This window comes from Streptococcus porci DSM 23759, from assembly GCF_000423765.1.
Lineage (GTDB): Bacteria > Bacillota > Bacilli > Lactobacillales > Streptococcaceae > Streptococcus > Streptococcus porci.
Window position 1 is genome coordinate 69,005 of record NZ_AUIP01000012.1, and the last position, 14,995, is coordinate 83,999.

Here is a 14,995-nt window from a genome sequence, read left to right on the forward strand (position 1 = left end):
TTATTCACCAGCTAGATAATCCATCCGCTTCTTCCATACAGGTATAGAAACAAAGAAGAATAGTATATAGTAAAATACATCATTAGCAAGGTCATTATTCAAAAACTGTAACCGATAGGTTGCTTCAATGTTTGAATTAAAGATTGATAGCAGGGAAGTTATGAAATCAGTTGCCAAACAAATACCTATCCCTACACCAAAATATACTATGACGAAATTGATAATCTTACTTACCTTTGGCAAGTAAATGGTCAACAACAACATTAGAAAACTATAGACCACGATTGAAGCCAATCCAAACAAAACATCCCAAAAATAAGTCATATTTCCGCTAGAAAGTTTACTAGATACTGGTCCGTGTAAAAGATAAATTGTATAAATAAATACCGCAACGAAATCAATTGCAAAACAAGTAAGCTTAACAGAAGTCTTTGCAAAGAAAAAGAAAAGACAAATTGCTGCAACAATAATTAGCCCATATAAACTCAACAAAATCATAACAGTATCACTCCTTTCGCACTTCTAGTTTACTGCATTTCTCATAATTTGTCCGCTCATTATATGGAGTTGTTGAATTATTTTTTTAACTAATACTTGTCAAAATTCAAAAAATATTTTATACTTTGTGTAAGTTTATAAACTGACAACGGAAGGAGTAAACATGTTCTCTCCAAAAAAATTAAAAGAAAAAAGAACAGAATTAGGATTCTCACAAGCTGAAATAGCACGAAAACTGAATATTAGTCGCATGTCTTTTAGTGCCTGGGAAAGCGGAAAAACCAAACCAAATCAAAAGAATCTTGCCATACTTGCTGATATTTTCGACGTAGAGGAATCATTTTTTGAATCTGAATATACTATCGTTCAAAACTATCTTCTACTCACAGAAGAAAATAAATTAGCTGCCGAGGATTATGTTGAACAACTGTTAGCATCTCAATCCATTGCTGAAAATGTTGTGTCACTGTTCTCCTATCAGGTGCTTTCTGAAATTCAATTATCTGCCGGACCAGGTGAAAGTTTCTTTGATGAGTATGAAACAGAAACTGTTTATTCAGAAGATGAATATTCAGGGTTTGATATAGCGACTTGGATTTCAGGTAACTCAATGGAACCTGTTTACAAAGACGGAGAGGTTGCGTTGATTCGAGCTACTGGATTTGATTATGATGGGGCTGTCTATGCATTAAACTGGAATGGAGCTCTCTACATCAAGAAACTCTATCGTGAAGAAGACGGCTTTAGAATGGTTTCTATCAATCCAGATGTTGCCGAGAAATTTATCCCCTTTGAAGATGAAATCAGAATTGTTGGCAAGGTTGTAGGGCACTTCATGCCTGTGATTGGAGGGTAGGAGATGTCAAAGTTTGTTAAAGAAATGATTTACCTCAAGGAAGACCGCATTATCTTATCTCTTGAAAAAAAAGAATACGACGTAACAGACCATCTGACAGAATTGGTCGATGAACTAGCAAAACTAAAAACAAGGTGAATAGTATGGGCTATATCGACTATTCAAAAGAACCACGTAGCGATATTGCTTTTGTTGATATGAAATCCTTCTACGCATCAATCGAATGTGTAGAGAGAGGACTTCACCCTCTCCATACTTCACTTTGTGTCATGAGTAGGGCTGACAACTCTTCTGGTTTAATTTTAGCCTCTTCTCCAATGTTCAAAAAAGTCTTTGGTAAAGGAAATGTCGGTAGAGCCTACGACCTCCCCTTTGATGTTCAGACAAGAAAATTTAACTACTACCGTGCTAAAATCTCAGGATTGCCAACGGATGAAAAGTTTGTTTCCTTCATAGAAAATTGGGCCAAGCGTACATTTATAGTGCCACCCAGAATGGACTTGTACATTCAAAAAAATCTTGAAATACAAAAGGTATTTCAAAATTATGCAGATCCGACAGATATTCTGCCCTATTCTATTGATGAAGGATTTATAGACTTAACTTCATCGCTAAATTATTTTGTTGAAGACAAATCTCTAAGTCGCAAAGATAAGTTAGATGTGGTTTCAGCAAAAATTCAACACGATATTTGGGAAAAAACGGGTGTCTATTCAACTGTTGGAATGAGTAATGCCAATCCACTTCTAGCTAAGTTAGCACTTGATAATGAAGCTAAAACCACTGCTACCATGCGTGCCAATTGGTCCTATGAAGATGTTGAAACAAAGGTCTGGAATATTCCAAAAATGACTGACTTTTGGGGAATAGGTTTACGAACAGAAAAACGACTAAACAAATTGGGAATCTACAGCATCAAAGAATTGGCCAACTGTGACCCTACTATCTTGAAAAAAGAATTTGGTGTAATTGGCGTGCAACATTGGTTTCATGCTAATGGTATTGATGAAAGTAATGTCCATGAACCCTATCGACCGAAAGAGGTTGGGATTGGTAATTCACAAGTACTTCACAAAGACTATACACGTCAAAGCGATATAGAGCTTGTCCTACGTGAAATGGCAGAGCAAGTCGCGATTCGGCTACGCAGAAGACACAAAAAAGCAACCGTAGTTGCCATAAATGTAGGCTATTCAAACTTCGAAAACAAGAAATCAATCAATGTTCAGAGAAAAATTAACCCCAATAATCGTACGCTTGTTTTTCAAGATGAAGTTGTTTCTCTCTTTCGTTCTAAGTACGATGGAGGGGCAGTTAGAAGCATTGCTGTAAGGTATGATGGATTGGTGGATGAAAACTTTGCTGTGATTTCACTTTTTGATAATTTTGAAAAAAGCGAAAAAGAGGAAAAATTGGAGACAACCATTGATTCCATTCGTGATCGATTTGGATTTCTTGCTGTACAGAAAGCTAGTTCTTTATTAGAAAATTCAAGGGCAATTGCTCGCAGTAGATTAGTCGGCGGACATTCCGCTGGAGGATTGGAGGGATTAAAATGATTGATAGAAGTTATCTGCCATTTAAGGTTGCTAGAGAATATCAAGACCGAAAGATGGCCAAATGGATGGGATTTTTCTTATCAGAACATATATCGGGTTTAGAACAAAAACGCAATCGCATTGATTATTCAAGTGAGTTAAGTTTGGCAGATAAACTACTGCTACTCAATCAACTATATAGCCACCAATTAACTGGTATTCTGACAGTTCCTGGTAGGACTTATGTAGGGAAAGTAAAGAACTTGAATTTTCAATCGATTTCATTTGAAACAAAAGAAGGCTACATCAGTATCCAAATATCTGATATTCTTGCAATAGACTTGGAGGTAGAGTATGAATCAGCTTGATTTTAATAAGAATCAACTCCAGATGGACTATTTTAGTGACAGTTACCGAAAATTTGAAGCGGATTTCTATCGCTATTCTGCTCTAGATACACCACTAACATTTTTAACAGATGATATTATGCTTGCCATGGCCAAATCTCAAAAATCCTATTTCAAATTGAACAAAGAAAACGCTAAAGATTATCAAGACCATTATTTTATGTTCAATGTTGAATCACTAAAAGATAATAGGCTTGTTCGTTTATATCAGTATCTAGGAGTAAAAACAAGACCTACTAATCTCTAACTTCAACTTATCCTGAGACTAATTGCAGAATAGTTATTTTTTTGTAAAATACTTGATTTAATAGAACATTTTCTATATAATAAAACTGTAGATAACAAGAGTATTTACTAAGCGTTGAAAGTCTATGGTCGGTTGGTTTGACTGTGGCTGGAGCTTTACCAGGGTTGTGTGTGAACACCTCAAGCCAACACTGAAAACACTCATTACTAAGGGCAGGTTATCCTGTCCTTTTTTCTAAGGAAATACATGGAATCATTATTACTCTCATCCGCAAGAAATTATAAAAAACTCCTTTCGAAAACCTATCAAATTGTTTTAGGGCGAAAAGGACAGCAAACAACGCTCAATCTTACATTTGCTGAGGAACATTTTGTACACTTAGCAGGAATACATAAGTTAAGAGGCTTATCTTTACCAACCAGATCTAAGCACGAAATCTATAATTTGATTTTGAACAAAACGATCTCTGAAGAATTGCTAACTAGTTCAAAAGGTTTTACTGATATATGTGGAAGGTTGCGTATTCTCGAAATACTCAGAGAAAGTTTTTCTTCACCAACTCTATCAGTACGATTTACAAAACTATATCCAATCAAGGGAAGCAAGATTCGATGGGAGTATCTATTAGAATTTACGTTCGACAATAAAATCGGTTATCTATTTCTTGATAGACAGAGAGATTCCAAAGAGCCAAATCAGTATATACCTGTTTCAACCTTTGAAAAATCAACTCGTGACTACACAATGAATCAAGTAAGGTATACAGTATTAGAGATAATTGAAATTGACCATCAAACCAAGCAATGCACAACACTTTACTCCAGACCGAAAAAATAAGCTAGACCTCCAAAATCGGAAGTCTAGCTTATTTCATAACTCCATCCCTTTATCCTGTTTAGGTTTAGTTTGTTCTGATTTTGTTTGTTGGGAATACTCTTTCAATGCTCCTAACGTTGAAGGTTTCTCTTCTTTCGCAGCCTTCTCCTCCAGGGATTTCTTTCTCGTTTTTAAGATTTTTATATTCTTAACAACAAGGTTATTGAAGAGTTTGCCTTCATACTCATCATACTTCATCTGACCTGTTAACTTGACAAAATCCCCTTTCTTTAATTGCTCTGCAAAGTCAGCCCGTCCGTTATAAGCTATTACCTTCGTAAATTGTGTATTCCCTTCTTCATCATTGCGTGCTATGGAAAAATTTGCAACTTTAAAATCCTCGCCATCCGCACCTCGAAATACGTTAACCTCGACATCTTTCGTAACATTGCCTACAAATTCAACATTAACTAGGGATATTTGGCTCTTATCAGTTTCTAATGTTTCAATAATAGCATCAATATTGGAATGCAACAAACCTGAAATTGAATCATCATCCATATAGGCCTGGTAGACTTGTTCCAACAGGTCTGGGTCTGAAATATCCTTTTCAATTGAAATAATGGCCTTGGTAAAGTCTGCATAGTTTTCTTTCAACATATTTTCTAAAGTTGATTTCATTTCTTCAAAATTCATATTACTTGCTCCTCTTCTATTTTTTCTTTCTTCTGACTTTTGTAGTCACGTTCTTCAACTTCAGCTTTAAAAGCTTGAATTTGTGCTAATGTGGAAGGTCGTTTTTCCTCTCCATCGACATCATAAGTTGATTCAAAGGCATCACTATCCTTAATATCATGGTCATAACGGTCTGCAATTCCATCGTTATCCATGTCATGATTAAGCGACTCTCTCGTATAAGGTAAACCGAGCATTTGACAGGTTGTTTTCTCATCAATTGATAGCAAATCGTCTTTGGTTGAATGTTCTAAAAATAACTTAAAATGCTGGGCTTGCTCCTCTGGTGTACTTCCATCAAACTGACCTGTACGAATATCTGAATCTGCGAAGGTTAATTTCCAAGAAAAATTGGACAAGTCCACACTATACTCAATATCATATTCACCAACGTTACTTTTGCTCTTGGCTAAGTAGACTAAATCTCCAGTTGAGAATATATCATTGAATTGTTCTTCTTTACTTTGATTTGATTCTTTTCTGGAGCCATACTCACGATCCATAAAGTCAACAATCGCTGCTTTAACATCTTCAAGTAAGGGATTGGGGTTATCCAGTTCTTCTACTTCGCCCATGTCCAAGATACGATTGACCTCTGCTAAACGCAAGGTCTTTTCTTTTAACATATCAGCCTTTTCAAATGGTTTTGTCACCTCTTCTTTTGCTACCTGGAGCTTGTATTGGACATCTGACAGTCTATTTTCTAGCTTGGATAGTTCTTCATCAATCCGATCCAAAACGTTGTCTAAACGCTGAATATTGCCTTCTGGGCTTTCACCAAAATGACCATTGTAAGAAAGATTTCCCTCAATCACAAAATCCATTGCTTGAGCAATCTGATTGAAGAAGGCTGAAAGCTCAAATCCACGATAGTTGCCAATAGGCATACTGCCTTCAGCTGGAACCAATGGTAAAATTTTCATCAATTCTTCTGCTGCTTCTTTTTTGTCAGAATAAGTCTTACCTAAAATCTCTATTCCGTTGAATAGGCCATCACCTTGTAATTTAGGCTCACGTCTTTTAATATCTTCATTTGCTTTTTCAATTTGCCCTTTTAATCGAATAATCTCTGATGGATAATGTTTTGCAATTTTATCTTCCAACTGATAGAGGTTAGATTTATAATTGGATTCCAACATTCGTAACTTCGATACTTCAACATCTAAATCCATCTTTTCTTTAATAAGTGGATTACCAGTCGCAAGTGCTTTAATTTCTGCATAGTTCAAGGTATTCTCATCAACATCATCAGCCACGCGCACAGGTGTTTTTGAGGTCATAATTTGGGAGATAAACTTTTGCTTATTTTCAATGGTCTGCCAAAGGTACGCATCAAAGGTATTCTCGGTCACATAACGGTAGATATAGACATCCTTGTTTTCGTTCCCCTGACGCACAATACGACCAGACCGTTGCTCCAAATCAGCTGGCCTCCAAGGAACATCTAAATCATGTAAGGCTATTAGTTTACTTTGAACGTTTGTTCCTGCTCCCATTTTAGACGTAGAACCAAATAAAATGCGAACATCTCCACTTCTGACCTTGGCAAAGAGTTCTGCCTTTTGCTTTTCATTATTTGCATCATGTATAAATGCTATTTCATTTTCTGGGATACCTAGTTCAATTAACTTGTCTTTCATATCATCATAAAGATTGAATGTTCCATCCCCTTTAGGTGTAGACATATCACAAAAAACTAGCTGTGCTGACTGTTGTTCGCTCGATTTTTCCCAAATAGAAAAAATATTTTTTGTGCAAACATTGACCTTACTCTCCGGATCATCTGGTAGTAAGGTATTGATTAACCGTTGATCCAAGGCAATCTTTTTTCCATCATTTGTTATTCGCAACATATTATCTTCATGAGGCTCAACTTTTCTATTCCGAACTTTATCAGCTCGTTCAGATAAAGTCTTTAAAATTTCTTTCTGATGGTTCGTAGGTCTGGTTAAAATTGTTTCGTAATGGGCTTGGGGTGTTGGTAAATTCAAAAGGTCTGCAGTTTTAATATCAGCCATTTCTTTAACAAAGGACATGAGTTCAGGCAAATTATAAAATTTTGAGAATCGTGTCTTACTACGATAGGAGTCACCCTCTGGAGATAGTTCGATGGCAGTAACTGTTTCACCGAATGTAGAAGCCCAGGAATCAAAGTGGTGTAAACCTTTTTTCTCCAGGTCATCATATTGGAGATAACGTTGCATTGTGTAGAGTTCACTCATCGAATTTGACACTGGTGTACCTGTCGCAAAAACAACACCCTTTCCACCTGTCAACTCGTCCAAATAACGACACTTCATAAACATATCTGAAGATTTCATAGCTTCAGTTTGGCCAATTCCTGCCACGTTTCGCATTTTGGTATAAAGATAAAGATTTTTGTAGTTATGAGCTTCATCAATATATAGTTTGTCAACTCCCAATTCTTCAAAGGTGACAACATCATCCTTACGGAAATCATCATTTAATTTTTTTAGTTTGGCTTCTAATTTCTTCTTAGTTCCCTCAAGTTGCTTGACAGTAAAGTTTTGTTCTCTTTGGTACTTATATTCTTCAATAAACTCAACTATATCTTGAATTTGACGTTTTAAGTGCTGCTCCTGATATTCCTTACTCATTGGAATCTTCTCAAATTGAGTATGTCCAATAATAACTGCATCATATTCACCAGTCGCTATCCTACCAACAAACCGTTTACGATTGGCAGGTTCAAAATCTTTTTTCGTGGCCACCATGATATTGGCAGCTGGATACAACTCCATAAACTCCCGTCCCATTTGTTCCGTCAAGTAGTTTGGAACAACAAACAAAGCTTTATTGCTCATGCCCAGACGCTTACTTTCCATAGCACTGGCAACCATCTCGAAGGTTTTACCTGCTCCAACAACATGAGCTAGAAGTGTATTGCCGCCGTATAGTGTCCTCGCAATAGCATTTTTTTGATGAGGACGTAAACTTATATCTGCTGTCATTCCTTCAAGGGATAAATATTGCCCATCATACTCACGATTTCGTATAGAATTAAATTTCTCATTATAGAGTTTTTCTAAACGATGTCTTCGCCTTTGGTCCTTAAAAATCCAATCCTTGAAAGCCTCTTTGAGAAGTTCCTGCTTCTCACCTGCTAACATAGTTTCTTTCTTGTTTAGAACTTGTCTCTTATCACCACCATCAGTATAGACAGTATCGTACACTCTAGTATCACGCAAATTCAATGAATCTTCAATAAGTCGATAAGCATTTACCCTGCTTGTCCCATAAGTCAAATTTGCTAAGTCATTGCGACTATCCTGGGTCTTGCCATCTATCTTCCACTCTGATGTAAAAGGAGAAAAATGAACATTTATTGCTTGTTTGGCATAATAACCTGGCTGTAAAGTGTCAAAAATAAATTGATTGATATCTGATGTAGGAATCCAAGTTGCACCAAGTCGTACCGATATTTCACTTGCGGTCAACTCTTTAGGCATGACTCCCTGAAGTTTATCTCGCTGAAATTTCAGTTCAATTATATTATCAAGCACATCCTTATCTGGATTTTCAATTGCTTGATACCTTTCAATGTAAAAATCCATGATTGCCATTTTCTCACGAATATTTCCACTTAAGTATTGGTCTGCCGGAACATACGTTAATCCCATTTCTTCCATCCCTTTATCTGAATATGGAAGTAATGTTGTTTCGGGATATATGTAGGGAATATCGAGATATATCTCGCCTTTCAACTCTTTTACGAGAACTTCTCTCGGTTTGTCGGTCAACTTAGTCATATAATCAAAGTCAACTCTTCCCTTTTCTGAAATTGAAAGTATCAAAGCTTCATGACTAGATTCACAATGCTCGACAACTTTTGCTTTAGCAATCGTCCGTTTAAAGAAAATATCCCCTTTCCCTGCAAACTTACCTTTATCCAGTTTCTCAATTGATGATACTAATGGATAGTTACTATCCTCTCGCAAATTCCTACGGTTTAGTGTAGAGTTAATATAATCATGATTGGCTTTGAAAGTATCATAAGCTTTATTTAACCTATGTTGACTTTCTTGAATTAACTCATCACTAGCATTTTCTTTTTGGAGTTGAATGACTTCCTTCAGACTTTCGACAACCGCTAGATAATTTTTTAGTCTATTGATTTCCTTGTCTGTCATGTGTTGCCGAATCATCACCGAATCTTCACGAAAATAGGGAATTCCATCTATCATGGTATAAGAAAAATTCTTAACATGATCCAAAGCTGGAAGTATGTCCTGCCCATCATTGATTTGTTGATGGATTTTAATATTTGGTATCTCACCTTGAATTTCTTCAACGGCAGTTGTCAATTGCACACTCAAATTTTCCTCATTAGGAATACAAGCTAAACTTGGACCAAATCTCCCAGACACTTCTGTCATTTTACCCAAGACCATCTCTGGATGATCTACAAAATACTTATTGTAAGTAAATCCATTCTCATCTCTTGCTAAATGTATCCAGTCAACATCTTGCTCTCGAATCACATCTCGCTTCTGCAAGAAAAGAATATCACTAGTAACTTCAGTTCCTGCCAAACCTTTAAAAGTTGAATTTGGTAGCCGAATGGCCCCCAATAAATCGCACCGATTGGCCAGATACTGACGGACTCGACTATCTTGTTTGTCCATGGTTCCAGAAGAGGTCACAAATGCAATCACTCCACCACTGCGAACCTTGTCTATAGACTTGGCAAAGAAATAATCATGTATCAAGAATTTTTCTCGGTCATAATCTCTATCCGAAACTTTAAAATCACCAAACGGAACATTTCCAACTGCCACATCAAAGAAATTATTTGAAAAGCTTGTATCTTCGTATCCTTGTATTTGAATAGAGGATTTTTGATATAGTTCTTGTGCAATCCTACCGCTGATTCTATCCAACTCTACACCATAGATTTTTGAATGCCCCATTTCACTTGGTATTCGACCGAGGAAGTTTCCAACCCCACAAGAAGGCTCCAAGATATTACCATTTTCAAATCCAAGATTCTTCAATCCCAGATAAATAGCGTCAATGACCATTGGTGGTGTATAAAAAGCAGTCAAGGTGGATTCCTTGGCTGCTTGAAATTCTTCTGGACTAAGCAATTCTGTAAGTTCATTTCGTGCTTCTAACCATTGTCCGGTTTTCTCCTCGTTAAAAACATCAGCCAGACCACCCCATCCAACATATAAGGCAAGTGATTTCTGTTCTTCAAAAGTAGCTCGTCTACCTTCCAAATCTAATTTTTTTATGATTCGAATCGCTTCTAAGTTATTGTCTAAGCGTTCGGAGGGAGAGAGTGAATGTGGTAAATTATCTAGAATGTAGTTGTCTAATAAATCAGGTTTCCTAGTGGACTGTGAAGGAGTGAGATGGTCTGCTGAATTTATAACTTCCGCAACAGATATTGTGTCATCAACACTACTATCATCAAAAGCTGAATCATCAAAGAGATCCAACTGCTCATGCTGACTGATTTTTTCTATCAGCAAACTAGTTTCTAGGTTTTGAACATACTCATCAATTTCAAACTTAAAACGGTCCTCTAACTCTACAACATAGCTAACCTGACCAACTGTATCAATTCGTGCTACAAGTTCATCTTCCAAAAATACATTAACTTGACCATTGTCCAGTTTATCAAATTCAAATAATGGTGATTCTTGAAAATTAGAGAATATCTGTTCATTGTATTGGTAAAGCTTGCTTTCGTCATCAGACAGATAGGTTTCATTTTCTAAAAGTCTATCAATTTCACCTGCAACTTTCCTCCAACTAAATGTTTCATTATAACCATCAGCCTTTCTTGTCAAGTGTAAGCCTCTGGAGTCATAATTGTAGGAAATAGGAAAATTAGGACCAGTAGCACCACCCCACCCATATTCTTTTTGTAAAAACTGAGCTTGAATTTTTATATCTTCCTGACTAGAAAAAAAGTGAGCAACTCTAAGTCGCCCACCTCTTGTACCAGTACCTTTTCGAAGTACATCATGCAATTCTTCAAGTGATATTTTATCTAAATGTAAATTAGATTCTCCCTGACTTGTTCCTTGACGGATTGACGAAGATTGTTCATCTGGCTGATCCAGCTCAACATATCCTTGGTCTTCAAGTCCTCGGTCAACTTCCATTCTTGAATCAGATGACTTTCTATTTGTTCCGCCATGCTCTGTGATTCTTTCTCCACTGCTATCAAATGTGGAATCAGCTGTCCTGTATGATATAATTCCAAAAGTAGTTCGGTCTTGTTCTCTTCCTTGCTCAGGAACTCCAATCTTTCCTTGGCGTAGAGAGCTTTCCCAATCTCGTGCCGAATCTGTTGATTGGTTCGAAGGGTCTGTAATGTTAGACGATAAATCACCTCTACTATCTCCTCTGTTGATTGACAGTGACTGAAGTCGTTGACTGTCAAGGTCGTGTTCATCTTCTCGATCAGTAATGCTTGATTCATCTCTTTGTCCTCCTCTTTCTTCTACAACCTCATTATACCGCTCAATCAGTTCTTTTGTCTGCTCTTTTAATGCAATTTTCTCATACTTTTTTTGATGAATAATCCTGAGAATTTTTTGCGACATTCTGGTCAAATAATCACCAAATATCAGAAACTGACGTGGGCTAAATTGACCGAGACCATTTTCTAGCAAGTCTTGGTTCAATTTTAGTGCAATTCCAAGTCTATTTGATAATACAGCTTCAAAACTTTGTTCAATAAAGCGTAATAAGTTTGATTCGGTTTCCACATCTAAATGCATTCCGACAAGAACTTTTGAACCAATACCTTTCGTTGCAAGATTTGCAAGATAGCGAATTGCAGCAACCTCATTTTCTGGTCTAAGCGATAGTCTCTCATGAACAAGGTCTGCTAAAATGGATAGATCCTGACCTGCTTCATATTGCCACTCCACAATTGGCTTGTTATCTCTATTCGTCAAAACTGTCTGACTTATGTCAAATACATATCCAATTGACATTTTGGATTGTTTATTTAATAAAATTGGAATCCCTTTTTGACCTCGTCTAACAATATGGTCAACTGATTTCCAGGATTGAAAGTCTGAGCATAAACTGGCTGTCGGTCTCTGATGAATAATGCTCAATTGATTTTGAAAGTCAAAGCCAACAACAAAGCCCAAGCGTGCTAACAGTCTCTGATAAGCATCAACATCTGAGAGATAGTAACTGGATAAGTCTCCGACATAGTTGGCATAATCTTCAACTCGCATGACTTCTCCTTTCTATCCCTATAAAACATGTTCGGACTTAGGTTTGTTCGTTTGCTCTTTTTCAGGGACTGGACAAGCAAAGTGCTGACCAAAATCCACTTTATTATCATCTTCATCTTTAGAGATAACTGTTACAGAAGTTCGAACCACATCCGATACACCAGTAGAGCGAATGGTATACGACTGGCCGTAAGCCATAAAGCAAAGATTTCCTTCGTCAGTCAAAAGAACATCAACTCCATTTTTTATGTCTTGCTCCGCAATAAAATCGAAAATATTATGAAGAAATGATTCATAGTCTAAAGGAACATTCATTTCCTTATGATAATCATCCTCGAATCGTAATTGAAATTCCGATTGGTAATCTGGTAGCGACAAAAGTTTTGATATAATATCGTCTATCTCCTTGTCATGTCGTAAAGATTCTTCGTAATTGCTCTCGTAAATTGATTTCTTGTGTAATAGTTTCATTTGATTAACTCCTTCTGATAAATTTGTTTTATGATTGCCTCTAGAACTGGTACTACTATGGAATTTCCGGCTTGTTGATAGAGGATACTGGATTTCTTGTTGGTTTTTTCTGGATATACAGTTCGTAATAAATCAAAGTCTAAATCAGTAAATCCCATCAAGCGGAAACATTCTCTTTCTGTTAGATAGCGATATTTCCCATTTGTAAGTTTAATAAACCCAGCATTTGGTACTCGTGTTTGCTTCGTAGAAATGGTATAGCAATAATCTTGAATGATATGAACTCGTTCAGTAAAAACTGACTGACAAGCTTTTTCAATATATTTTAGAATTGAAGGTTGGGTGACCAGATACTTCTCGGCTACATCTTTCTCCAAAAATACCTGAATCGACGGAGATTTCATGCGTTCCAATTTTGAAAAATCAAATGGGTTAACTTCGCCAAGAAAACTCACTACAAAGACACGCTTCCGTTTTTGAGGTATTCCAAAATCATAGCTGTCCAAAACCCAATAGCAAGATGAATAGCCTAAATATTCTAGTTCAGATAGATAGGTCTCAAATGTTGGCTTCATTTTCTTATCGAGTACACCTACGACATTCTCCCAAATGACCCATTTAGGTTTTTTGACAGCATTTTTTAAAATCATAATTGTCTCAAACAATAGTGAACTTCTCGTATACGAACCTTTCCTTCCCCCTCTTTTTAGTCCAGAACGTGAAAAATCCTGACAAGGACTACCATGCATTAACAGGTCAATCTGAACATTTGGTAAGGAATACCCTTTAACGGATTGAGGAATAAAATTCTCGTTATAGAGGACGTTATAACTTTTTACACAATTCCTATCTATTTCAACAAAGTCTATCAATTCATGAGGGACCTTCTGATTTAGTAGTGCTTTCCGAAAAGCACCAATTCCTCCAAATAATTCAACAACTCTCATGGTTTTCAACTGCTTTTACCTCCTTTTCTATAGCGGCTAATCGCTTGCCAATTTCATAAACAACAGGTACCGTTACTGCGTTACCTGCTTGCTTATACAATTGCGAATTGGAAGAAACACTACTGGCTCGACTAAATGCCCAGTCAGGAAAACCCTGTAAACGAAAACACTCTCTTGGAGTTAATTTACGAATCCGCAATTGATTCGTTACAACTCCAAGAGAGTTACCAGTTACTAAGGTTTGAGCAACCTGTTTTCCAACTCGTCCTCTACGAAAATTTGATGATGGATAAGCAAAATTAAGCGAGTCACCTTCAATAGCAATCTCGAATCCCTTATTTGTATTTGAACGTATGTAAAGTCCTCGTTTTCTCGGCATGCGTTTTTCCAAGACAACTCCGTGTCGGTCTTGTGCCGTTAACGTAAACATGGGTTCTGTTGGGTCTTTCATCCGCCGTCCCCTTTGCCTTTTAACCAATCTATCAGGTGTTAGGATAGGATAAGCAATTTTTACCCCCTCACCTTTATTAGTAGTCAAAGTGGGCGAAATTCCGCTCGATGAATATACATTTCCATTTAACCCACTTCCTGAAGGATTTATATTTCCTAGACATGTTGGACTTGATAAATTAGTCTGTTTACTTTTTCGTCCGATAGGAAAAATGAACTGTCGACTTCTTCCTCTAGAATGTCCAATAATATAGACTCTTTCCCTGTGTTGAGGGACACCAAAATATTTGCTGTCAAGTACTTGCCATTCAACATCATACCCCAGTTCATTAAGCGTGGTGAGTATAGTTCGGAACGTCCTCCCTTGGTCATGATTGAGTAAGCCCTTAACGTTTTCAAGCAGTAAAAACCGTGGTTGGATTTGTTGGGTCGCTCTAGCAATCTCGAAGAACAGAGTTCCTCTAGTATCTTCAAATCCCAATCTTCGTCCAGCGAGCGAAAATGCTTGACAAGGGAATCCACCACAGATGCAATCAATTTTTCCTCGGAGCTTTCGGAATGACTTATTGGATATTTCTCGTATATCATGAAATTCAACTTCTCCTCCCGTATCAAAAATAGCTTGGTAGGAATTTCGAGCAAAGCGGTCTATTTCACAAAAACCTACACAAATGTGACCAGCTTGTTCAAGTCCTAATCGAAAACCTCCTATCCCTGCAAATAAATCCAAAAAATACATTTTTCCTCCTTTCTGACAATAGAAAAAAGCGACTAGATTTCTCTAATCGCTCTAATGATTAAGTA

The 14,995-nt window shown here is 36.9% G+C and carries 12 protein-coding genes and 1 pseudogene; 6 read left to right on the forward strand and 7 right to left on the reverse strand.

Going from position 1 to position 14,995, the window contains the following annotated elements; genetic code table 11:
* The gene (locus tag G576_RS0105615) at window positions 1–498 is read right to left on the reverse strand and encodes a hypothetical protein (protein ID WP_027973776.1); all 498 of its coding nucleotides are present in this window, start codon (window positions 496–498) and stop codon (window positions 1–3) included.
* 163 nt (window positions 499–661) lie between these two features.
* Between G576_RS0105615 and G576_RS0105620 the strand changes: the two genes are divergently transcribed.
* The 6 genes from G576_RS0105620 to G576_RS0105645 all read left to right on the forward strand — a co-directional run bounded on the left by G576_RS0105620 (window position 662) and on the right by G576_RS0105645 (window position 4,383).
* Window positions 662–1,354 (forward strand): LexA family transcriptional regulator, encoded by a 693-nt coding sequence (locus tag G576_RS0105620; protein WP_027973777.1) that lies wholly within the window; start codon window positions 662–664, stop codon window positions 1,352–1,354.
* Window positions 1,355–1,357: 3 nt separating this feature from the next.
* Window positions 1,358–1,492: a hypothetical protein gene (locus G576_RS14040; RefSeq protein ID WP_014636986.1), complete on the forward strand. Its 135-nt coding sequence runs from the start codon at window positions 1,358–1,360 to the stop codon at window positions 1,490–1,492.
* A gap of 5 nt (window positions 1,493–1,497) precedes the next feature.
* Window positions 1,498–2,913: a Y-family DNA polymerase gene (locus tag G576_RS0105630; protein WP_027973778.1), complete on the forward strand. Its 1,416-nt coding sequence runs from the start codon at window positions 1,498–1,500 to the stop codon at window positions 2,911–2,913.
* Window positions 2,910–3,260, forward strand: coding sequence for a hypothetical protein (locus tag G576_RS0105635; protein WP_027973779.1), 351 nt, complete (start codon window positions 2,910–2,912; stop codon window positions 3,258–3,260). Before G576_RS0105630 ends, G576_RS0105635 begins: the two co-directional genes overlap by 4 nt.
* On the forward strand, window positions 3,247–3,546 hold the full coding sequence (locus tag G576_RS0105640; RefSeq protein WP_014636989.1) for a DUF5960 family protein: 300 nt from the start codon (window positions 3,247–3,249) through the stop codon (window positions 3,544–3,546). The genes G576_RS0105635 and G576_RS0105640 overlap by 14 nt, the downstream gene beginning before the upstream one ends.
* A gap of 246 nt (window positions 3,547–3,792) precedes the next feature.
* On the forward strand, window positions 3,793–4,383 hold the full coding sequence (locus G576_RS0105645; RefSeq protein WP_037618590.1) for a PBECR4 domain-containing protein: 591 nt from the start codon (window positions 3,793–3,795) through the stop codon (window positions 4,381–4,383).
* A 33-nt stretch (window positions 4,384–4,416) separates the two neighbouring features.
* Here the strand turns inward: G576_RS0105645 and G576_RS0105650 are convergent, their stop codons facing one another.
* The 6 genes and pseudogenes from G576_RS0105650 to dcm all read right to left on the reverse strand — a co-directional run bounded on the left by G576_RS0105650 (window position 4,417) and on the right by dcm (window position 14,930).
* Window positions 4,417–5,058 (reverse strand): single-stranded DNA-binding protein, encoded by a 642-nt coding sequence (locus tag G576_RS0105650; RefSeq protein WP_027973781.1) that lies wholly within the window; start codon window positions 5,056–5,058, stop codon window positions 4,417–4,419.
* Window positions 5,055–10,418: pseudogene (locus G576_RS0105655) on the reverse strand (DEAD/DEAH box helicase family protein); the annotation flags it as partial. The pseudogene G576_RS0105655 and the gene G576_RS0105650, both read right to left, overlap by 4 nt.
* 698 nt (window positions 10,419–11,116) lie before the next feature.
* The gene (locus G576_RS14140; protein WP_425423365.1) at window positions 11,117–11,551 is read right to left on the reverse strand and encodes a TnpV protein; all 435 of its coding nucleotides are present in this window, start codon (window positions 11,549–11,551) and stop codon (window positions 11,117–11,119) included.
* Window positions 11,552–12,341: 790 nt separating this feature from the next.
* Window positions 12,342–12,794 (reverse strand): hypothetical protein, encoded by a 453-nt coding sequence (locus G576_RS0105660; protein WP_027973783.1) that lies wholly within the window; start codon window positions 12,792–12,794, stop codon window positions 12,342–12,344.
* On the reverse strand, window positions 12,791–13,750 hold the full coding sequence (locus G576_RS0105665) for a DNA cytosine methyltransferase (RefSeq protein WP_027973784.1): 960 nt from the start codon (window positions 13,748–13,750) through the stop codon (window positions 12,791–12,793). The genes G576_RS0105660 and G576_RS0105665 overlap by 4 nt, the downstream gene beginning before the upstream one ends.
* Complete coding sequence (dcm, locus tag G576_RS0105670) at window positions 13,728–14,930, reverse strand: DNA (cytosine-5-)-methyltransferase (protein ID WP_027973785.1); 1,203 nt, start codon at window positions 14,928–14,930, stop codon at window positions 13,728–13,730. The genes G576_RS0105665 and dcm overlap by 23 nt, the downstream gene beginning before the upstream one ends.
* Between the last annotated feature and the right edge of the window lie 65 nt (window positions 14,931–14,995).